The sequence below is a fragment of the Kitasatospora sp. NPDC086801 genome (genome assembly GCF_044745805.1).
Classification (GTDB): domain Bacteria; phylum Actinomycetota; class Actinomycetes; order Streptomycetales; family Streptomycetaceae; genus Kitasatospora.
Map to the genome: position 1 here is coordinate 152,717 of NZ_JBIVAX010000004.1, position 21,078 is coordinate 173,794.

Below are 21,078 nucleotides of genomic sequence, written 5' to 3' on the forward strand. Positions count from 1 at the left end.
AGGACTTCGATGACGCAGATCGCGCTGATCGCCCTGGCGCTGGTCGCCGCCGCGACGGCGGGCGTGCTCGCCCGCGGCCGGGCCCGGGCCCTCACCCGGGCGGTCGCCGCCGAGACCGCCCGCGGCCACGGCGAGGAACGCGCCCGCACCGCCGAAGGCCGACTGGCCCGCGCCGAGCAGCAACTGCGCGAGGCGCAGGAGGCCGCCCGGCGCGCCACCGAGGAGGCCCAGCACGCCGAGAGCCGTTACCGGGCCGCCGAGGAGCGCACCCGGGAGGCCGAGAGCCGTGCCCGCGCCGCCGAGGACGCCACCCGGGAGGCCGACCAGCGGGCCGCCGCCGCGAGCACCCGGGCCGGGGAGGCCGAACGGCGGCTCACCGCCGCCGAGGAGCACACCGCCGCCCTGCTCGCCGAGATCGGCCACCTCGCCCAGGAACGGGTGGCCGCCACCGCCGTCAGGCTCAGCCACGCCAACGCCCCGCTGGTCGGCCCGCTGGACCCGCAGGCCGTCGGCCCCGAGGCCGTCCGGGCGCTGCAGTCCGTCCTGGACGCCGCCTCCGCCGCCCTCACCGACGAGCGCGAACGGGTCGACGCCGCCGCCCGCGCCGCCATGCGCGGCGCCACCTCCCGGATCCAGACCCTGCTGTACCAGATCCAGAGCCTGGTCCAGCAGCTCCAGCACGACAACGACGACCCCCGGCTGCTGGAGGTCGACTTCCGCAACGAGGTCGCGCTGCGCCGGATCCAGACCGTCGCCGTGCTCTGCGAGGCCTGGCCCGGCCTGGCCCGCACCGACTCGCCGCTCGCCGAAGTGGTGGTCGGCGCACTCTCCCGGGTGCCCGGCTACGCCCGGATCAAGGTCGCCAACCACCTGCGGGAGCAGCGCCTCGCCGTGGTCGCGCGGGCCGCCGAGCCGCTGGCCATCACCGTCGCCGAACTCCTCGCCAACGCCTCCGCCTACTCGCACCCGGAGACCGACATCCCGGTCACCGTCCAGCAGGGCGGCCGCGGCGCGCTGGTGATCATCGACGACAGCGGCATCGGCATGGACGACGACCAGCTGCGCCGGGCCCGCCGGCTGCTGGCAGGCCCGCCCGACGTCCTGCTCACCGAACTCGGCAACCCGCCCAAGACCGGCTTCGCGGTGATCGGCAAACTGGCCCGCCAGTACGGCTTCTCCTGTCACATCGAGCCCTCGCCGTACGGCGGGATGCGCACCATCCTGCGCATCCCGGCCGCACTGGTGACCGTCGTCGACGACGAGCAGCCGCTGTCGGTGCTCACCCCGCTGCCGCTGCGGGCCGGCGCCGGCCCGGCCCCCGCGCCCACCGTCCAGGCCGTCCCGCCGATGCGCGACGCCGACGAGGGCGACGGCCCGCCCCCGCTCGCCGACCGGCACAACCAGCCGGGCCCGCACCCCGCGCCCGCCATCCACGCGGTGCCCGACGCGCCGGCCGGCCCCGCCGGCCCGGTCGACGACGGCACCGGCCTGCCCAGCCGACGACGGCGCCGACCGGTCACCGCCGACGGCCCCGGCCCCGGCCCCGGCGCCCCCGAGCCCGCCGCCCGGCCGTCCGCCGCCCCGGCCGAGCCGCCCGCCCGGGCCCCCGAGCGGACGCCCGAACGCGCCGCCGCCCACTGGCAGGCGCTCCAGCAGGGCACCGACTCCGGCCGCGCCGCCGTCGCGCAGGCCGCCCGCGAGACCAGCACGACCGGCGGGAGCGGCCCGACCGCGGCCGCCCGCGAAGCCGGTGTCCACACCACCGGCCGCCCGCCCGCCCCGACCCCCGAAGGAGCCGAGCAGTGAGCAGCACACCCAGCCCGACCACCACCGACGAGATCTCGTGGGTGCTGACCCCGCTGCTGGAGCTGCCGGGGGTGCTGCACGCGGTCATCGCCACCGGTGACGGCCTCGTCGAGGGAGCCTCGGACGGGCTCGACCGCGCCTCCGCCGAGCGGGTCGCCGCGATGACCGCCACCGTGCACGCCGCCGCCCGCGCGTTCACCAGCGCCTTCACCGGCACCGAGCGGCCCCGGCTGGCCCAGACCGTGGTCGAGTCCGACCTCGGCTACGCCGTCGTCGTCCCGGCCGGGGAGAACACCTCGCTCGCCGTGTTCACCTCCCCGGAGGCCCAACTCGGCAACGTGGCCTACCAGATGCAGGTGCAGGTCGCCGCCCTGGGCCGCGCCCTCGCGAGCCCGACCCGGCAGCAGGACACCACCGTCCGGTCATGACCGCCGTACCCCGCAGGCGGATGGTGCCCGCCTACCTGGCCACCGGTGGGCGCAGCCGCCCCGGCAGCGCCGGTTTCGACCGGCTCACCGTGCTGTTCGCGGACAGCACCGAACCGCCCCGCGAGCTGGAACCCGAACACCAGCGGCTCTGGGAACTGCTGCGCCCCGGTGCGCTGACCGTGGTGGAGGCCGCCGCGCACCTGTGCCTGCCGGTCAGCGCCACCGTCTTCCTCGCGGCCGACCTGGTCGAGGCGGGCTGCCTGCGCGCCCGCGCGCCGATCCCGCGCGCCCAGCAGACCGACCGCTCCATCGTCGAGAGGCTCCTCGTTGGACTCCGTGCGCTCCGGTAGCCCGGCCGACCGGCCGAGCCGGGTGGGCTACCTGCCCGACCGGGACCAGACGCTGATGAAGCTGGTGGTGGCCGGCCCGTTCGGGGTCGGCAAGACGACGCTCATCCGCACCCTCTCCGAGATCGCCACCCTGCACACCGAGGAGGCGATGACCGAGACCGGACGGCCGGTGGACGACCTGGCCGGCCTGCCCGAGAAGGCCACCACCACGGTCGCCGTCGACTTCGGCCGACTGACCCTGCCCGGCAACCTCGTGCTCTACATGTTCGGCACCCCCGGCCAGCGCCGCTTCTTCCCGCTCTGGCAGGACATCGCCCGTGGCGCCCTCGGCGCCCTGGTGCTCGCGGACACCCGCCGGCTCGCCGACTCCTTCGAGATCATGGACATGGTCGAGGAACAGGGCCTGCCCTACGCCGTCGCCGTCAACTGCTTCCCGGACGCGCCGGTCCACTCGGTCGAGGTGCTGCGCACCCACCTGGACCTGCACCCCGCCACCCCGCTGCTGCTCTGCGACGCCCGCGAGCGCGGTGCCAGCCTGGACGCGCTGATCGCGCTGGCCGAGCACGTCCTCGACGGCCTGCCCACCGATCCCGCCGCCGACCCTGTGGACGCCGCCGACCCCGCCGCCCCTGCCGACCCCGCCGCCTCCGCCGCCGAGGAGCGCCCGTGACCACCGACACCCGCCCGACCCCGATCTACGGCCCGGTCTTCGCCGCCGACCCGCAGCTGGTCTACGACCGGCTGCGCCGCTACGGCGCGGTCGCCCCGGTGGAGATCGCGCCCGGCGTCGAGGCCCTGCTGGTCACCGACTACCAGGCCGCCCTGGACCTGCTGCGCGACACCGACACCTTCTCCAAGGACTCCCGCGCCTGGCAGCGTACCGTCGCCCCCGACAACCCGCTGCTGCCGGTGCTCGGCTACCGCCCGACCGCCCTGTTCAGCGACGGCGAGGTGCACGCGCGCTACCGCGCGGTGATCACCGACGGCCTCGCCCTGCTCGAACCGCACCGGCTCCAGCGCCGGGTCGCCGAGGTCGCCCACCAGCTGATCGACCGCTTCGAGGCGGCCGGCACCGCCGACCTGATCGCCGAGTACGCACGCCAGCTGCCGGCCTTCGTCCTCACCACCTGGTTCGGCGTGCCCGAGGAGCACCGCGCCCGACTGGTCGCCGGGATCGCCGGGAGCATCGAGTCCACCGAGAAGGCCGTCGCCGCGTACGGGGACCTCGTCGCGGTGGTCACCGCCATGGTCGTCGAACGGCGCGAGCGGCCCCGGCACGACCTCACCTCCTGGTTCGTCACCCACCCGGCCGGGCTGGACGACGACGAGGTGATCCGGCAGATCACCCTCACCATGATCGCCGGGCACGAGCCGACCACCAACCTGATCGGCAACGCCCTGCTGCGCCTGCTCACCGACGCCCGCTACGCTGGCTCCCTCATCGGCGGCGCGATGACCGCCTACCAGGCGATCGACGAGGTGCTCTGGCACGAGCCGCCGCTGGCCAACCTCTCCGCCCACTACCCGCGCTACGACATCACCTTCCACGGCCGGGAGATCCCGGCCGGCACCCTGGTGCTGGTCTCCTACGCGGCCGCCAACTCGCAGGCCGCGCCGCCCACCGACGGCACCGAACTGCGCAGCGGCGAGAGCGCCCACCTGGCCTGGGCGGCCGGCCCGCACGGCTGCCCGGCCCGCGACCCGGCGCTGCTGATCGCGATCACCGCGATCGAGCAGCTGACCAGCCGGCTCAGCGACCTCGAACCGGCCACCCCGGCCGAGGACCTGCTCTGGCGCCCCGGCCCGTTCCACCGCGCCCTGGTCCACCTCCCGGTCCGCTTCGCCCCGGTCGCCGGATGAGCGGAAAGGCCCGGGCGCGTGCCCGGGCCTTCGTGCTGATCGCCGGTGCTACTCGGCCGGCTTGAGCGTCAGCGAGACGCTGTTGATGCAGTAGCGCTGGTCCGTCGGCGTGCCGTAGCCCTCGCCCTCGAACACGTGGCCCAGGTGCCCGCCGCAGCGGGCGCAGCGCACCTCGACCCGGCGCATGCCGAGCGTGGTGTCCTCGATGTACTGGACCCGGTCCCCGGCCAGCGGCGCGTAGTACGACGGCCAGCCGCAGTGGCTGTCGAACTTGGTCTCGGAGCTGAACAGCTCCGCGCCGCAGGCCCGGCAGCCGTAGACGCCGACGGTCTTGGTGTCGGTGTACTCACCGGTGAACGGGCGTTCGGTGCCGGCCTCGCGGAGCACGTGGTACTCCTCGGGGCTCAGCTCGTCCCGCCACTCGGCCTCGGTCTTCTCGATCTCGTAGCTCATCACGGCTCCCGGTCGGGGTACGTCAGACGTTGGAGGCAACGTTCGAGAGGTGCTGCACGCTTCCCCGGATCTCGTCCAGGATGGCGGGGCCCAGGTTGGTGACGTCGCCGGCGCCCATGGTGAGCAGCAGGTCGCCGGGGCGGGCCAGGCCGGCCAGCACGGCGGGGGCGGCGGCGAAGGAGTGCTCGGCGGTGACGTCGGCGCCGGCCCGGTGGGCGGCGTCGATGATCAGCTCGCTGGTCACGCCGGGGATCGGGTCCTCGCGGGCCGGGTAGATGTCCAGCACCACCGAGGCGTCGGCCAGCGCCAGCGCCCGGCCCATCTCCTCGGCGAGCTGCTGGGTGCGGCTGAACAGGTGCGGCTGGAAGACCACCAGCACCCGGCCCTCGCCCTCCAGGCCCTCCCGGATCGCCTCCAGGTCGGCGGTCATCTCGGTGGGGTGGTGGGCGTAGGAGTCGATCACCTGGACGCCGCCGGCCTCGCCCTTGAGCTGGAGCCGGCGCCGCACGCCGGTGTAGGCGCCGAGGGCCTTGGCCAGGTCGGCGGCCGGGACGCCCAGCGCGACGCCGGCGGCCAGCGCGGCGACCGCGTTGTGCGCGTAGTGCCGACCGGGCACCGAGACGGTGAAGGACAGCTCGGCGCCGTCCAGCTCGACGGTGACCTCGCTGGTCATGCTGCGGGCGACCACCGAGCGGACCCGGACGTCGGCGTCCTCGGCGGCGCCGACGGTCACCACGGTGAGGCCCGCGCGGCCGGCCACCCGGGCGGTCAGCTCGCGGGCGCCGTCGTGGTCGGCGGAGACCACCAGGGTGCCGCCGGGGGTGATCCGGCCGACGAAGGTCTCGAAGGACTCGTAGATCTCCTCGATCGAGGCGTAGTTGGCGTGGTGGTCCAGCTCCACGTTGAGCACGATCGCCACCTCGGGCGCGTACTTGTGGAAGCTGCGGTCGCTCTCGTCGGCCTCGGCGACGAAGATCTCGCCGGCGCCGTGGTGGGCGTTGGAGCCGGGCGTGTCGAGGTCGCCGCCGATCGCGTAGGACGGGTCCAGGCCCAGTTCGCCGAGGGCGACGGCGAGCATGCTGGTGGTGGTGGTCTTGCCGTGGGTGCCGGCCACCGCCAGCGCCCGGCGGCCGCCCATCAGGGCGGCCAGCGCGTCGGAGCGGTGCACCACCGGGATGCCGCGCTCGTGGGCGGCGGCCAGCTCCGGGTTGTCGGCGCGGATCGCGCTGGAGACCACCACGCTGCTGGTGCCGTCCGGCACGTGCTCGGCGGCGTGGCCGACGTGCACGGTCGCGCCGAGGGCGCGCAGCGCGAGGACGGTCTCGGACTCCTTGGAGTCGCTGCCGGAGACGCTGGCGCCGCGCACCGCGAGGATCTTCGCCAGGCCGGACATCCCGGCGCCGCCGATGCCGATGAAGTGCGGGGCGTGCAGGTCGTGCGCGGCGTCGTTCAAGGCGGGGCTCCGTAGGGCGGGGGCGGAATGGTCGGGCGGACGGGATGGGGAATCGTCCTCGCGGGCGGACCGCAAGGACGATTCTGCACCACCGGCCGGGATCCCTAGGAGTCGCTGGCGAACAGCCGTAGCACCGGGACCCCCACCTTGTGCCGGGCCTGGGAGGCCCAGTCGCGGTGGAAGAACTCCTCCACGAAGTGCGGCGAGGTGAGCACCACCACCTCGTCCGCCCGGTGCTCCTCGACCGCCGTCCGCAGCCGGTCCAGGGGCTTCTCCTCGACCAGCTCGCCGACCGCCTCGGCCCCGGCCGCGCGCAGGTGGCGCAGGCTGTGTTCGAGCGATTCGGAGGCCACGGTCGGCTCGGACTCGGACTCGTCGTGCTCGTGCACCACCTTGTCGAGGTGGCCGAGCGCCACGTCGTCCAGCGCCCGCAGCAGCTCGTCCTGCTTGCCGCGCGGCTGCATCAGGACGACGAAGGAGACCTTCTCGTCGCTGTGGAGCGTGGTGACGAGTTCCACGTCCGCGGCGGAGAGAGCCTTTTCGATCATCAGTACCGTCTTGAACACGTGAGTCCCTTCCAGTGACCGGCCCCCGGGCCCCGGCATCGCATTAACGGGATCACGACCCGTCGGTCACGGGGTCGGCGGACGCAGGTAGCGGGTGAAGAGGAATCCTTTCTGCTCGATCAATGAGACCAGCCGCATCCGCTGCACGTCAGGCATTTCCGCATCGTGGATGATGCGCGGCGCGTCGCCGCCCGTGATCAACGGAGCCAGTGACAGGCACAACTCGTCCAGCAGACCCGCCGCCGCCAGCTGTCCCAGCAGCCGCGGGCCGCCCTCGCTCAGCAACCGCGTCCAGCCCCGCTCCACCAGTGCCGACACGCCCGCCCGCAGGTCCACCGACCCCTCCCCGGCGAGCACCAGGTCGGCCACCTCGGCGACCGCCCGGCGGCGCTCCTCGGGCGCGTCCGCGGTGGTGATCACCACCGTCCTGACCGACGGGGCGGTGAACAGCGGCGCGGTCAGGTCCAGGGTCAGCGAACGGCTCACGACCGCGATCGCCGGAGCCGGGGCCTGCCCGGCCGCCGCCCGCGCCGCCGCGAACTCGGCCCGGGCCCGGGCCGGCCGGTAGCCCTCCGCGCGGACCGTCTCCGCGCCCACCAGCACCACGTCCGACAGCGCGCGCAGCACACCGAAGATCCGCTTGTCGGCGTCCCCGGACAGGCCCTCCGAGAGGCCCTCCAGCTTCGCCCCGCCGTCCAGGCCGGCCACCATGTTGGCGCGCAGCCAGGGCCGCCCCCGATTCACCTGGTCGGGGTACGCGTAGACGGCGGCGAGCGACTCCAGCGAGGCCGGGTCGGCGACCGGCTCGTCCAGCGGGCTGATCAACTGTTGCATGCCACCAGTCTTCCACCGGCCGCCCGTCCCGAGGGGGTCTCCACCAGGCGTACCCTCTACTAACGTGCCAGCAGCCCCCCGCCCCGACACCGCGACCGAGTCCATAGCCGCCGCGAGTGCGGCCGGCTCCCCGATCGCGCTCGCCGACCGCCGCCCCGTCGTGCCCGCCGAGCGGCTGGTCGCCGAGATGGTCCCGCCGCCCCGGTTCTCCGACGTGAGCTTCGGGACGTACATTCCGGATCCGAACCAGCCCAGCCAGTACGAGGCCGTCCAGGTCCTGGAGCAGTTCGCCGCCACCCTCGGCGGGGGAAACGGTTCCGCACCCAAGCGCAGCTGGTTCCGCCGCTCCGCCCCCGCGCCCACCGGCCCGGCCGGCGTGTACCTCGACGGCGGCTACGGCGTCGGCAAGACCCACCTGCTCGCCTCGCTCTGGCACGCCGCCCCCGGCCCCAAGGCCTTCGGCACCTTCGTCGAACTGACCAACCTGGTCGGCGCGCTCGGCTTCCAGCAGGCCGTCCGGACCCTCTCCGGGCACACGCTGCTGTGCATCGACGAGTTCGAGCTCGACGACCCGGGCGACACCGTCCTGGTCTCCACCCTGCTCGGCCGCCTCGTCGAGAACGGCGTCAAGCTCTGCGCCACCTCGAACACCCTGCCGGAGAAGCTCGGTGAGGGCCGCTTCGCCGCCGCCGACTTCCTGCGCGAGATCCAGGGCCTGTCCGCGCACTTCCGCCCGATGCGGATCGACGGCCAGGACTACCGCCACCGCGGCCTCCCGGACGCCCCGCCGCCCTACCCCGACGCGGCCGTCGACGCCGTCGCCGCCCGGACCCCCGGCGCCTCCCTGGACGACTTCGACACCCTCCTCGCCCACCTCTCCGCCGTCCACCCCAGCCGCTACGGCGCGCTGCTCGACGACGTCACCGCCGTCTGCCTGCGCGGCGTCCGCCAGGTCGACGACCAGTCCACCGCCCTGCGCCTGGTCGTCCTCGCCGACCGGATGTACGACCGCGAACTCCCCATCACCGCCTCCGGCCTGCCCTTCGACCAGGTCTTCCCCGACGACATGCTCCGCGGCGGCTACCGCAAGAAGTACCTCCGCGCCGTCTCCCGCCTGGTCGCCCTGGCCCGCGACAGCGCGAAGGGCTGAGTCCTGAGTCCGTAACCTCCGCCCCGTTCGGGCGCTGTTCCCTCGCGGAGCGGAGGGGGACGCATGGCCGGTGGCAGGCCCGCAGCGGGCTACTCGATCGAGATCGAACCCGAGGTACGCGAGTGGCTACAGCAGTGTCCGCTCCCCGAGTGCCGTGCGGTCGAGCGTGCGGCGGACCGACTGGTCGAGGCCGTGTACGCCCGCCGCTCCGCCCTCGGCTGGACCCTCGCCGAGCTCGCGGAGCGGGCCGGGCTGGACGGGGAGACCGTCGAGAGCATCGAGGAGAGCGGCATCGGGCCGACCCTGCCGCTGATCGAGCGCCTCGCCGCCGCCTTCGACTCGGTCGTCCGCATCGACCCGGCCCGCGAGCCCGCCATAACGTTCGAGGCGCACGCGGCCTGAGGAACCTGCGCCGCTTGTCGGTGGTGGGTCGTACGGTGGACTCGTGCGACCCATCACGAGTATTGAGCGGTCAGTGACGCCCTTCGAGGTCGTCAGTCCCTTCCAGCCGAACGGGGACCAGCCGGCGGCGATCGCCGAGCTGGAGCGGCGGGTCAAGGGCGGGGAGAAGGACGTCGTCCTGCTCGGCGCCACCGGCACCGGCAAGTCGGCCACCACGGCCTGGATGATCGAGCGGTTGCAGCGGCCCACCCTGGTGATGGCGCCGAACAAGACGCTGGCCGCCCAGCTGGCGAACGAGTTCCGCGAGCTGCTGCCGAACAACGCGGTCGAGTACTTCGTCTCGTACTACGACTACTACCAGCCCGAGGCGTACGTCCCGCAGACGGACACCTACATCGAGAAGGACTCCTCGATCAACGAGGAGGTCGAGCGGCTGCGGCACTCGGCGACCAACTCGCTGCTCACCAGGCGGGACGTGATCGTGGTCGCGTCGGTGTCCTGCATCTACGGCCTCGGCACCCCGCAGGAGTACGTGGACCGGATGGTCCCGCTCAAGGTCGGCGAGGAGATCGACCGGGACGTCCTGCTGCGCCGCTTCGTGGACATCCAGTACGCCCGCAACGACGTGGCCTTCACCCGCGGCACCTTCCGGGTCCGCGGCGACACCATCGAGATCTTCCCGGTCTACGAGGAGCTGGCCGTCCGGATCGAGATGTTCGGCGACGAGATCGAGGCGCTGTACACCCTGCACCCGCTCACCGGCGAGATCATCAGCCAGGACGAGTCGGTGTACGTCTTCCCCGCCTCGCACTACGTGGCCGGCCCGGAGCGCATGGAGCGGGCGATCACCGGCATCGAGAAGGAGCTGGAGGAGACGCTCGCCCGGCAGGAGAAGCAGGGCAAGCTGCTGGAGGCCCAGCGGCTGCGCATGCGCACCACCTACGACATCGAGATGCTGCGCCAGATCGGCACCTGCTCGGGCGTCGAGAACTACTCGATGCACTTCGACGGCCGCGAGCCCGGCTCCCCGCCGAACACCCTGCTCGACTACTTCCCGGAGGACTTCCTCCTGGTCATCGACGAGTCGCACGTCACCGTCCCGCAGATCGGCGCGATGTACGAGGGCGACGCCTCGCGCAAGCGCACCCTGGTGGAGCACGGCTTCCGGCTGCCCTCCGCGATGGACAACCGCCCGCTGAAGTGGGAGGAGTTCCTGGGGCGGATCGACCAGACGGTGTACCTGTCGGCGACGCCCGGCCCGTACGAGCTGTCCCGCGGCGACGGCCAGGTCGAGCAGATCATCCGCCCGACCGGTCTGATCGACCCGGAGGTGATCGTCAAGCCGACCGAGGGCCAGATCGACGACCTGGTGCACGAGGTCCGCAAGCGGGTGGAGCGGGACGAGCGCGTCCTGGTGACCACGCTGACCAAGAAGATGGCCGAGGACCTCACCGACTACATGCTCGGCCTGGACATCAGGGTCCGGTACCTGCACAGCGACGTGGACACCCTGCGCCGGGTGGAGCTGCTGCGCGAGCTGCGCGCGGGCAGGTACGACGTGCTGGTCGGCATCAACCTGCTGCGCGAGGGCCTGGACCTGCCGGAGGTGTCGCTGGTGGCGATCCTGGACGCGGACAAGGAGGGCTTCCTGCGCTCCGGCACCTCGCTGATCCAGACGATCGGGCGGGCCGCCCGCAACGTCTCGGGCCAGGTGCACATGTACGCGGACCGGATCACCCCGTCGATGGAGAAGGCGATCGACGAGACCAACCGCCGCCGGGTCGTGCAGCAGGCGTACAACAAGGAGCACGGGATCGACCCGCAGCCGCTGCGGAAGAAGATCGGCGACATCCTGGACACCCTCGCCCGTGAGGACGTGGACACCGACGAGCTGCTGTCCACCGGCTACCGCGGGGCCGCCGGGAAGGGCAAGGCCCCGGTGCCGGCCCTGGGCATGGAGCGCAAGCAGGGCGAGAGCCTGCCGGCCGCCGAGCTGGCGGAGCTGATCCAGTCGATGACGGACCGGATGCACGCGGCCGCCGCCGACCTCCAGTTCGAGGTCGCGGCCCGGCTGCGCGACGAGGTGAAGGAGCTGAAGCGGGAGCTGCGCCAGATGCGGGAGGCCGGCGTGGCCTGAGCGGGGGTCGAGGGGCCGACGGGGGTCTGAGGCGGGTCGAGGCGGCCGTCGGGCCGGGCCGGTGTGACACCGGTCAAGCCCGGCGGTGTCTCAGCCTTGCCACAATGCGGCGACCGCCGGGAGGTGCGGGGTGCCGCAGGCCCTAGGCTGGCCTGCGGCATCGACCTCGGGACGGGGTGGTGCGACAGCAACAGGGGGCCTCAGCCGGGGGACGGCACGGGGTGTTCCACCGTGGCGCCGCGCGGGGAGCGACCGCGTGGCCGGGTAGAGAGGACAACGCCGTGTCGGTGAACCTTGCCAAGGGACAGCGGGTCAGTCTCCAGAAGGGTCCGGGCGGCGCGTTGACCGTGGTCCGGATGGGGCTCGGCTGGCAGGCCGCGCCGAAGCGGGGCCTGTTCGGCAGCCGCACCAGGACGATCGACCTGGACGCGTCGGCGCTCCTGTACGCCGAGAAGACCCCGTCCGACGTGGTGTTCTTCCAGCACCTGGAGAGCACGGACGGTTCCGTCCGGCACACCGGGGACAACCTGGAGGGCGGCTCGGGCACGGAGGACGACGAGGCGATCCTGGTGGACCTGCTGCACGTGCCGGCGCACATCACCCAGGTGGTGTTCACGGTGAGCTCGTACACCGGGCAGACCTTCGCGGAGGTGCGGGGCGCCCACTGCCGGCTGGTGGACGAGACCACGGGCGAGGAACTGGCCCGGTACGAGCTGGCCGGGGGAGGGTCGCACACCGGGCAGATCATGGCGAAGGTGTTCCGTGACGGGGCCGGCGGCTGGGAGATGCAGGCGATCGGCGCGCCGGCCAAGGGGCGGACCTTCCAGGACCTGCTGCCGGCGATCGAGCCGTACCTCTGACGGCACCTCCAACGGCACCTCTGGCGGGCACCCCGGACGTCGCCCCTGACGGTTCTTTACCTTCTTTACCTTTCTTTGGGCTTCCTGTTACTCTCGATGGCAGCGGAGGGGAGTATTCCCCCGCAGTTGTCCCCGTCATCACGGGCGCCCACGAGCGGCGCCCCGGGGCGCTGGTCCGTGCGGACGCCCCGAGAGCGGGCCCGACGGGCGGAAGAGACCTCCGGCAGTGACGATGACTGTCTCGCCTACCTGCCGGAGGAGCAGTAGTGGACGTTTCCATAGCCATGTGGGTCACCACGATCGGTGTGCTGATCGCACTGATCGTGGCGGACTTCTTCATCGGGGGCCGCAAGCCGCACGAGGTCTCGGTCAAGGAGGCCGGGATCTGGACCGCGGTCTGGATCGTGCTGGCGCTGATCTTCGGCGGGTTCCTCTGGTGGCACTCCGGCGCGCAGCCGGCCGGTGAGTTCTTCGCCGGTTACATCACGGAGAAGTCGCTCAGCGTCGACAACCTGTTCGTCTTCATCCTGATCATGGGCAAGTTCGCGGTGCCGAGGATCTACCAGCAGCGCGTGCTGATGTTCGGTGTGATCATCGCGCTGGTGCTGCGGGCGGTCTTCATCGCCGGCGGCGCGGCGCTGGTCACCCAGTTCTCCTGGGTGTTCTTCATCTTCGGCGCCTTCCTGATCTGGACGGCCTGGAAGCTGATCAAGGAGGCCCGGGCCGGCGAGGAGGAGGACGAGTTCGAGGAGAACCGCCTGCTCAAGTCGATCGAGCGGCGCTTCCCGTCCACCGACACGTACCACGGTACGAAGTTGTTCATCCGGGAGAACGGCCGCCGGCTGATGACCCCGATGCTGATCGTGATGCTGGCGATCGGCACCACGGACGTGCTGTTCGCGCTGGACTCCATCCCGGCGATCTTCGGCCTCACCCAGGACCCGTACATCGTCTTCACCGCCAACGCCTTCGCCCTGATGGGCCTGCGCCAGCTGTACTTCCTGATCGGCGGCCTGCTGAAGAAGCTGGTCCACCTGTCGTACGGCCTGTCGGTGATCCTCGGCTTCATCGGCGTCAAGCTGGTGCTGCACGCGGCGCACGAGGCGGGCGCGAACGTGCCGGAGATCGGCATCCCGCTCTCGCTGGGCGTCATCGTGGTCGTGCTGGCCGTCACCACGGTGACCAGCCTGATCGCTTCGAAGAAGCAGGCCGAGCGCGAGACGCAGAAGCTGGACGCCTGACCCCCCGACGGCCGAGGCTTCCCGACGGCGAGGCCCCCGCGACCCGGAAAGGTCGCGGGGGCCTCGCCGTGCCCGGTGGCCGAGGTCACCAGCCGCGCTCGCGCCACTCCGTGAGGTGCGGGCGCTCGGCGCCGAGGGTGGTGTCGTTGCCGTGGCCGGGGTAGACCCAGGCCTCGTCCGGCAGCACGTCGAAGACCTTCTCGGTGACGTCCCGGAGGAGCGTGCGGAAGGCCTCCGGGTCGCCCCAGGTGTTGCCGACGCCGCCCGGGAAGAGGCAGTCGCCGGTGAAGACGTGCGGGTGGCCCTGCGGGTCGTCGTAGACCAGCACGATCGCGCCCGGGGTGTGTCCGACCAGGTGCCGGACGGTCAGCTCGACCTGGCCGACCCGCAGCCGGTCGCCGTCCGCGAGCAGCAGCTCGGTGGGCACGTCGACGCCCTCGGCGTCGTACGCGCCGGCGGCGGTGCGGGCCCCCGTCACCGCGACCACCTCGGCGAGCGCGGCCCAGTGGTCGTGGTGCCGGTGGGTGGTGACCACGGTGGCCAGCTCGTCGCCGACGGTCTCCAGCAGCACCGGGGCGTCGGCGGCCGCGTCGATCAGCAACTGCTCGTCGGTGGCCCGGCAGCGCAGCAGGTAGGCGTTGTTGTCGTACGGGCCCACGGCCACCTTGGTGATGATCAGGTGCGCCAGCTCCCGCACGTCCGGCGGCCCGCCGACCTTGACCGCTCCGTGGTACGTCATCCGTCCGCTCCTCGTCCGACTGCAGGGGTCAGCATCATCCTCGCGCCGTCAGCCCATGGGGGGAAGCTGGGGGAGCGCGGTGCCGGGGGTGCGGCGGAGGGTGGCGCCGTCGGAGCGGCCGGAGAGCCAGGCGGTGAGCGCCCGGACGGGGCCCTCGACGGTCAGGGCCGGGGTGCCCGCTCCGATCACGGCGCGGTCCTCGGTGTCGTCGGCGACCAGCTGGACGGCCGGCAGCTCGGCGTCGCCGGCCAGGCCTTCGGCGAGCTTGTGGAACTCGGCGACGGCGAAGGCCTCCGGCCAGTGCGCGGGGGTGTACCCGGCGTCCAGGTCGACGTGGTGGTACTCCAGTTCCAGCAGGCGCTTCCGGGGGATGTCGGAGGCCGGGAAGACGTAGCCGGTGCGGTGGCGGACCTCGGTCGTCCAGGCCTCGGCGGGCAGCGGCGCGGCGGCCGCGGCGAAGCGCCGGTGGCTGGCCTCCAGGTCGGCGAGCTGGACGTCCACCGGGCGGGGCGCGTCCTCCTCGATCTGCCGGTCGCGGGCCTCGGAGCTGGCGTACTGCGGGATGTCCGTGCCGGTGCGGGCGCCGTTCAGCAGGTTGACCAGGGAGTCGGCGTTGCGGGCGATGTGGGCCAGCACGTGACCGCGGGTCCAGCCGGGCAGGGCGGAGGGCCCGGCGACGGCCTCGGGCTTCAGCTCGGCGGCGGTGTGCAGCAGGTGCCGGGTGCTCTCCTCGACCTGGGCCAGGTACTGCGCGGCGGAGGCGGCGGCGGTCTGCGGGTCGGTCATCGAATCGGCCTTCTGTGGGAGACGGCGCGTTGCCCGCGGGGGGCTCCGCTCGTTGACCAGCTGACGCTACCGCCGAATCCGGCCGCTGAGCAGGGCCTTTTTCGGTCCGGGTACGGAGGGTCCGAGAGGCGCTCTCACTCGTTCGGGTGGACTCCGCTGGACAAGGTCGATATTCGAACGTCTGAGCTAGTAGGCTGGCTGCCGCATCCTGGAAGAAGCACACATCTCCCCGCAAGTCCTCTCGCCCCGGAGAAAGGCGCCAGAAGCAGTGGCCGACCGCCTCATCGTCCGCGGTGCTCGCGAGCACAACCTCAAGAACGTCTCGCTCGACCTGCCCCGCGACTCCCTCATCGTCTTCACGGGCCTCTCCGGCTCCGGCAAGTCCTCGCTCGCCTTCGACACGATCTTCGCCGAGGGCCAGCGCCGCTACGTCGAGTCGCTGTCCTCCTACGCCCGGCAGTTCCTCGGGCAGATGGACAAGCCCGATGTGGACTTCATCGAAGGCCTCTCCCCGGCCGTCTCGATCGACCAGAAGTCCACCAACCGCAACCCCCGATCGACCGTCGGCACCATCACCGAGGTCTACGACTACCTGCGCCTGCTGTTCGCCCGGATCGGCAAGCCGCACTGCCCGCACTGCGGCCGCCCGATCGCCAAGCAGTCGCCGCAGGCGATCGTCGACAAGGTGCTGGAGCTCGCCGAGGGCACCCGGTTCCAGGTGCTCAGCCCGGTGGTGCGCGAGCGCAAGGGCGAGTTCGTCGACCTCTTCGCCGACCTCCAGTCCAAGGGCTACGCGCGCGCCCGGGTGGACGGCGAGACGATCCAGCTCGCCGAGCCGCCGAAGCTCAAGAAGCAGGAGAAGCACACCGTCGAGGTGGTGATCGACCGCCTGACCGTCAAGGGGAGCGCCAAGCGGCGGCTCACCGACTCGGTGGAGACGGCCCTGCGGCTGTCCGGCGGCATGGTCGTGCTCGACTTCGTCGACCTCGCGGAGGACGACCCGGAGCGCGAGCGGATGTACTCCGAGCACCTCTACTGCCCGTACGACGACGTGTCGTTCGAGGAGCTGGAGCCGCGCTCGTTCTCCTTCAACTCGCCGTTCGGCGCCTGCCCGGACTGCTCGGGCCTGGGCAACCGGATGGAGGTCGATCCGGAGCTGGTCGTCCCGGACCAGGAGCGCTCGCTGGAGGAGGGCGCGATCCACCCGTGGTCGGCCGGCCACGCCAAGGAGTACTTCCAGCGCCTGATCGACGCGCTGGCCGGGGAACTGGGCTTCCGCACCGACATCCCCTGGGCCGGGCTGCCGGCCCGCGCCAAGAAGGCGCTGCTGTACGGGCACAAGCACCAGGTGCAGGTCAGCTACCGCAACCGCTTCGGGCGCGAGCGCTCGTACAGCACCGGCTTCGAGGGCGCCGTCCCGTTCATCCAGCGCCGGCACACCGAGGCGGAGAGCGACAGCAGCCGCGAGCGCTTCGAGGGCTACATGCGCGAGGTGCCCTGCCCGACGTGCGAGGGCACCCGGCTCAAGCCGGTGGTGCTCGCGGTCACCGTCGAGGAGAAGTCGATCGCCGACGTCTCGGCGATGTCGATCAGCGACTGCGCCGAGTTCCTGGGCGCGATGAAGCTCAACGACCGGGACAAGCAGATCGCCGAGCGCGTCCTCAAGGAGGTCAACGAGCGGCTGCGCTTCCTGGTCGACGTCGGCCTGGACTACCTCTCGCTGAACCGTGCGGCCGGCACCCTGTCCGGCGGCGAGGCCCAGCGCATCCGGCTGGCCACCCAGATCGGCTCCGGCCTGGTCGGCGTGCTGTACGTGCTGGACGAGCCGTCCATCGGCCTGCACCAGCGGGACAACCACCGGCTGATCGAGACGCTGGTGCGGCTGCGCGACATCGGCAACACGCTGATCGTGGTCGAGCACGACGAGGACACCATCAAGACGGCGGACTGGGTGGTCGACATCGGCCCGGGCGCCGGCGAGCACGGCGGCAAGGTGGTGCACTCCGGCTCGTTGAAGCAGCTGCTGACCAACAAGGAGTCGCTGACCGGCCAGTACCTCTCCGGCAAGCGGTCCATCCCGATCCCGGCGGGCCGCCGCGACCGGGACAAGAAGCGCCAGCTGACCGTCCACGGCGCCCGCGAGCACAACCTCAAGGACGTCACGGTCGGCTTCCCGCTCGGCACCTTCACCGCGATCACCGGCGTCTCCGGATCCGGCAAGTCGACGCTGGTCAACGACATCCTCTACACCCACCTCGCCCGGGAGCTGAACGGCGCCCGCAGCGTGCCCGGCCGGCACACCCGGATCACCGGCACCGACCTGGTGGACAAGGTGGTGCACGTCGACCAGTCGCCGATCGGGCGCACCCCGCGCTCCAACCCGGCCACCTACACCGGGGTGTTCGACCACGTCCGCCGGCTCTTCGCGGAGACGCAGGAGGCGAAGGTCCGCGGCTACCTGCCGGGCCGGTTCTCCTTCAACGTCAAGGGCGGCCGCTGCGAGAACTGCTCGGGCGACGGCACCATCAAGATCGAGATGAACTTCCTGCCGGACGTCTACGTGCCGTGCGAGGTCTGCCACGGCGCCCGGTACAACCGGGAGACGCTGGAGGTGCACTACAAGGGCAAGTCCATCTCCGAGGTGCTGGACATGCCGATCGAGGAGGCGCTGGCCTTCTTCGAGGCCGTCCCGGCGATCGCCCGGCACCTCAGGACGCTCAACGACGTCGGCCTCGGCTACGTCCGGCTCGGCCAGTCCGCGCCGACGCTCTCCGGCGGCGAGGCCCAGCGCGTCAAGCTCGCCTCCGAGCTGCAGAAGCGCTCCACCGGGCGGACGGTCTACGTGTTGGACGAGCCCACCACCGGCCTGCACTTCGAGGACATCAGCAAGCTGATCAAGGTGCTCAGCGGGCTGGTGGAGAAGGGCAACACGGTGATCGTCATCGAGCACAACCTCGATGTGATCAAGACCGCCGACTGGGTCGTCGACATGGGCCCCGAGGGCGGTTCCGGCGGCGGCATGGTGGTCGCCGAGGGCACCCCGGAGCAGATCGCCGCCGTCCCTGAGAGCCACACCGGCAAGTTCCTCCGGGACATCCTGCCGGGCGAGTTCGCGGACGCCCCGGTCGCCCCGGTGAAGAAGGCGCCGCGCAAGCGCGCCGCCGCGGCGAAGAAGTAGCGAAGCAGGAGAAGCAGCCCGCGACACCGGCCCCGCCGCCCCACCCACCAAGGCGGCGGTGCCGGTGCCGCATAGACTTTCCGACGTCCCACGCAGAAAGCCGAACCGCAGGAGCGCACCGATGTCAGAGGCCCCCGAGACCCGCCCCGCCACCCCCCGCCGCACCGTGCTCTGCGGCGCCGCGGCCGTCCTGGCGGCCGGCGGCACCGTGGCGGTCGCCGGCTGCGGCTCGTCCTCGGGCTCCTCGGGCTCTTCCTCGGGCTCCTCCGGCGTCAGCGGCGCGGCCAAGGGCCCGGTGGACCTCGGCCCGGCCTCGGCGGTGCCGGAGGGCGGCGGCAAGGTCTTCCGCAACCAGAAGATCGTCGTGACCCAGCCGACCGCGGGGGAGTACAAGGCCTTCAGCGCCGTCTGCACCCACGCCGGCTGCGTCGTCGACCAGGTGAAGAACCAGCAGATCCAGTGCCCCTGCCACGGCAGCCGGTTCGCCATCGCCGACGGCGCCGTCCAGGACGGCCCGGCCCCCAGGCCGCTGCCCGCCTACGCCGTCACGGTCGACGGCGGGAACCTCAAGGTGACCCCGAGCTGAAGCAGTTGATCTCCGCCCAGTCGATCTCCGCCCAGTTGATCTCCCCTTCGCGGCCCCGACCCCACTCGGTACGGTGGACACATGGCTGACCCGAGCACCTACCGCCCGGCGCCGGGCGCGATCCCGACCTCACCGGGCGTCTACAAGTTCCGTGACGCCCACGGGCGGGTCATCTACGTCGGCAAGGCCAAGAGTCTGCGGCCGCGCCTGTCGTCCTACTTCCAGGACCTGGCCGGCCTGCACCCGCGCACCGCGACCATGGTCACCACCGCCGCCTCGGTGGAGTGGACGGTGGTGGCCACCGAGGTCGAGGCGCTCCAGCTGGAGTACTCCTGGATCAAGGAGTTCGACCCGCGGTTCAACGTCAAGTACCGCGACGACAAGAGCTATCCGGAACTCGCCGTCACCCTCGACGAGGAGTACCCGCGGGTCCAGGTGATGCGCGGGGCGCACAAGAAGGGCGTGCGCTACTTCGGCCCGTACGGGCACGCCTGGGCGATCCGCGAGACGGTCGACCTGCTGCTGCGCGTCTTCCCCGTCCGCACCTGCTCCAACGGCGTGTTCAAGCGCGCCCGGCAGGTCGGCCGGCCCTGCCTGCTCGGCTACATCGGCAAGTGCGCCGCACCCTGCGTCGGCAAGGTCTCGCCGGACGAACACCGGGCGCTGGCCGAGGACTTCTGCGACTTCATGGCCGGGCGCACCGGCAACTACCTGCGCCGGCTGGAAGAGCAGATGCGGGAGGCCGCCGAGGAGATGGAGTACGAGAAGGCGGCCCGGCTGCGGGACGACATCGGCGCCCTCCAGCGCGCGATGGAGAAGAACGCCATCGTGCTCGCCGATGCCACCGACGCCGACCTGCTGGCCGTCGCCGAGGACGAACTGGAGGCCGCCGTCCAGATCTTCCACGTCCGCGGCGGCCGGGTCCGCGGCCAGCGCGGCTGGGTCACCGACAAGGTCGAGGACGTCGACACCGCCGGCCTGGTCGAGCACGCCCTCCAGCAGCTCTACGGCGGCGCCAACCCGGACGAGCGCAACGAGTCCGTCCCCCGCGAGGTGCTGGTCCCGGCGCTGCCCGAGCCGGCCGGCCCGGTCCGGGACTGGCTGAGCGGCCTGCGCGGCAGCCAGGTCGACCTGCGGATCCCGCAACGCGGCGACAAGAAGGACCTGATGGCCACCGTGCAGCGCAACGCCCAGCAGGCGCTGGCACTGCACAAGACCAAGCGCGCCTCCGACCTCACCACCCGCAGCCGCGCCCTGCAGGAGATCGCCGACGCGCTGGAGCTGGACTCGGTGCCGCTGCGCATCGAGTGCTTCGACATCTCCCACCTCCAGGGCGAGGACGTGGTCGCCTCGATGGTCGTCTTCGAGGACGGCCTGGCCCGCAAGAGCGAGTACCGGCGCTTCCAGATCAAGGGCTTCGAGGGCCAGGACGACGTCCGCTCGATGCACGAGGTGATCGGCCGCCGCTTCCGCCGCTACCTCCGGGAGCGCGAGCAGACCGGCGAGTGGGCCGTCCCCGAGGCCGACGACCCGGGCGCCGCGGCCGACGGCACCGGGGCCCCGGCCGGCCCGATCGACCCGGAGACGGGCCGCCCGCGCCGCTTCGCCTACCCGCCGCAACTGCTGGTCGTCGACGGCGGCCAGCCGCAGGTCGCCGCCGCCAAGCGCGCCCTGGACGAACTCGGCATCGACGACGTCGCGCTGTGCGGCCTCGCCAAGCGCCTGGAGGAGGTCTGGCTGCCCGGCGAGGACGACCCGGTCGTGCTGCCGCGCTCCAGCGAGGGCCTCTACCTGCTCCAGCGGGTCCGCGACGAGGCCCACCGCTTCGCGATCACCTACCAGCGCAGCAAGCGTTCCAAGCGACTCACCGCCGGGGAACTGGACTCCGTCCCGGGCCTCGGCGAGACTCGCCGCCAGGCGCTGCTCAAGCACTTCGGCTCGCTGAAGAGGCTCCGGGCCGCCACCGTCGACGAACTCTGCGCCGTACCCGGCATCGGACGCCGTACGGCGGAGACTGTTGCGGCGGCGTTGTCCTCCCGTACACCCGTCGCACCAGCGGTGAACACCGCTACCGGCGAGATCATCGAGGACGGGGCCGAACCGGCCGCCGAGCCGGTGGCCGCAGCATCCCAGACCGCACCATCCCAGGAGACGCCATGACGGTCGACGCCGACCGTCAGACGGCGCGCCCAGCCCCCGCCCGCCTGTCCGGGCAGGGGAAGGGCGGCCGCGCCGTGCGCGTTCTCCTC

General features: G+C 72.3%; 19 protein-coding genes. 13 read left to right on the forward strand and 6 right to left on the reverse strand.

The genetic code is table 11. The features are described 5' to 3' along the window. The first annotated feature begins 9 nt into the window (after positions 1–9). Genes ACIPLC_RS07545 through ACIPLC_RS07565 form a run of 5 tightly spaced genes read left to right on the forward strand, consistent with a single transcriptional unit; the run spans position 10 to position 4,444 of the window. Positions 10–1,806 carry an ATP-binding protein gene (locus tag ACIPLC_RS07545; protein ID WP_400472020.1) on the forward strand — a complete coding sequence of 599 codons (1,797 nt, stop codon included), beginning with the start codon at positions 10–12 and terminating at the stop codon, positions 1,804–1,806. Continuing rightward, a complete protein-coding gene (locus ACIPLC_RS07550; RefSeq protein WP_400472021.1) occupies positions 1,803–2,234 on the forward strand; it encodes a roadblock/LC7 domain-containing protein in 432 nt (143 codons plus the stop codon). The genes ACIPLC_RS07545 and ACIPLC_RS07550 overlap by 4 nt, the downstream gene beginning before the upstream one ends. Beyond that, on the forward strand, positions 2,231–2,584 hold the full coding sequence (locus tag ACIPLC_RS07555; RefSeq protein ID WP_400472022.1) for a DUF742 domain-containing protein: 354 nt from the start codon (positions 2,231–2,233) through the stop codon (positions 2,582–2,584). Before ACIPLC_RS07550 ends, ACIPLC_RS07555 begins: the two co-directional genes overlap by 4 nt. A gap of 55 nt (positions 2,585–2,639) precedes the next feature. Next, positions 2,640–3,254, forward strand: a complete 615-nt coding sequence (locus tag ACIPLC_RS07560; RefSeq protein WP_400472176.1) for a GTP-binding protein — start codon at positions 2,640–2,642, stop codon at positions 3,252–3,254. After that, on the forward strand, positions 3,251–4,444 hold the full coding sequence (locus tag ACIPLC_RS07565; RefSeq protein ID WP_400472023.1) for a cytochrome P450: 1,194 nt from the start codon (positions 3,251–3,253) through the stop codon (positions 4,442–4,444). Before ACIPLC_RS07560 ends, ACIPLC_RS07565 begins: the two co-directional genes overlap by 4 nt. Before the next feature lie 48 nt (positions 4,445–4,492). Here the strand turns inward: ACIPLC_RS07565 and msrB are convergent, their stop codons facing one another. From msrB to ACIPLC_RS07585, 4 genes are all read right to left on the reverse strand, one after another. Further along, positions 4,493–4,897, reverse strand: coding sequence for a peptide-methionine (R)-S-oxide reductase MsrB (gene msrB / locus ACIPLC_RS07570; protein ID WP_063349491.1), 405 nt, complete (start codon positions 4,895–4,897; stop codon positions 4,493–4,495). Positions 4,898–4,919: 22 nt separating this feature from the next. Beyond that, positions 4,920–6,350: a UDP-N-acetylmuramate--L-alanine ligase gene (gene murC / locus ACIPLC_RS07575; RefSeq protein WP_400472024.1), complete on the reverse strand. Its 1,431-nt coding sequence runs from the start codon at positions 6,348–6,350 to the stop codon at positions 4,920–4,922. 104 nt (positions 6,351–6,454) lie between these two features. Further along, positions 6,455–6,916, reverse strand: a complete 462-nt coding sequence (locus ACIPLC_RS07580; protein ID WP_400472025.1) for an indole-3-glycerol phosphate synthase — start codon at positions 6,914–6,916, stop codon at positions 6,455–6,457. Between the two features lie 66 nt (positions 6,917–6,982). Next, positions 6,983–7,750: a pyrimidine reductase family protein gene (locus tag ACIPLC_RS07585; protein ID WP_400472026.1), complete on the reverse strand. Its 768-nt coding sequence runs from the start codon at positions 7,748–7,750 to the stop codon at positions 6,983–6,985. Between ACIPLC_RS07585 and zapE the strand changes: the two genes are divergently transcribed. The 5 genes from zapE to ACIPLC_RS07610 all read left to right on the forward strand — a co-directional run bounded on the left by zapE (position 7,749) and on the right by ACIPLC_RS07610 (position 13,540). Beyond that, the gene (gene zapE / locus ACIPLC_RS07590; RefSeq protein WP_400472027.1) at positions 7,749–8,900 is read left to right on the forward strand and encodes a cell division protein ZapE; all 1,152 of its coding nucleotides are present in this window, start codon (positions 7,749–7,751) and stop codon (positions 8,898–8,900) included. The genes ACIPLC_RS07585 and zapE overlap by 2 nt on opposite strands. Positions 8,901–8,963: 63 nt before the next feature. Then, positions 8,964–9,302, forward strand: a complete 339-nt coding sequence (locus ACIPLC_RS07595) for a helix-turn-helix domain-containing protein (RefSeq protein ID WP_400472028.1) — start codon at positions 8,964–8,966, stop codon at positions 9,300–9,302. A 43-nt stretch (positions 9,303–9,345) separates the two neighbouring features. After that, a complete protein-coding gene (gene uvrB / locus ACIPLC_RS07600) occupies positions 9,346–11,439 on the forward strand; it encodes an excinuclease ABC subunit UvrB (RefSeq protein ID WP_400472029.1) in 2,094 nt (697 codons plus the stop codon). A 281-nt stretch (positions 11,440–11,720) separates the two neighbouring features. Then, positions 11,721–12,299, forward strand: a complete 579-nt coding sequence (locus ACIPLC_RS07605; RefSeq protein ID WP_363580422.1) for a TerD family protein — start codon at positions 11,721–11,723, stop codon at positions 12,297–12,299. Positions 12,300–12,565: 266 nt separating this feature from the next. Beyond that, positions 12,566–13,540 (forward strand): TerC family protein, encoded by a 975-nt coding sequence (locus ACIPLC_RS07610; RefSeq protein WP_400472030.1) that lies wholly within the window; start codon positions 12,566–12,568, stop codon positions 13,538–13,540. A gap of 85 nt (positions 13,541–13,625) precedes the next feature. On the opposite strand, the gene ACIPLC_RS07615 is transcribed toward ACIPLC_RS07610, so the two are convergent. Together ACIPLC_RS07615 and ACIPLC_RS07620 are read right to left on the reverse strand one after the other, a co-directional pair. Next, entirely contained in the window at positions 13,626–14,279 is a 654-nt protein-coding gene (locus tag ACIPLC_RS07615) for an MBL fold metallo-hydrolase (RefSeq protein WP_400472031.1), read from the reverse strand. A gap of 48 nt (positions 14,280–14,327) precedes the next feature. After that, positions 14,328–15,065, reverse strand: coding sequence for a maleylpyruvate isomerase family mycothiol-dependent enzyme (locus ACIPLC_RS07620; protein ID WP_400472032.1), 738 nt, complete (start codon positions 15,063–15,065; stop codon positions 14,328–14,330). 268 nt (positions 15,066–15,333) lie between these two features. Here ACIPLC_RS07620 and uvrA point away from each other — a divergent pair, with 268 nt between their 5' ends. From uvrA to uvrC, 3 genes are all read left to right on the forward strand, one after another. Beyond that, a complete protein-coding gene (uvrA, locus tag ACIPLC_RS07625; RefSeq protein WP_400472033.1) occupies positions 15,334–18,243 on the forward strand; it encodes an excinuclease ABC subunit UvrA in 2,910 nt (969 codons plus the stop codon). A 121-nt stretch (positions 18,244–18,364) separates the two neighbouring features. Continuing rightward, a complete protein-coding gene (locus ACIPLC_RS07630) occupies positions 18,365–18,829 on the forward strand; it encodes a Rieske (2Fe-2S) protein (protein ID WP_400472034.1) in 465 nt (154 codons plus the stop codon). 81 nt (positions 18,830–18,910) lie between these two features. Then, entirely contained in the window at positions 18,911–20,989 is a 2,079-nt protein-coding gene (gene uvrC / locus ACIPLC_RS07635; protein ID WP_400472035.1) for an excinuclease ABC subunit UvrC, read from the forward strand. Positions 20,990–21,078 lie beyond the last annotated feature (89 nt).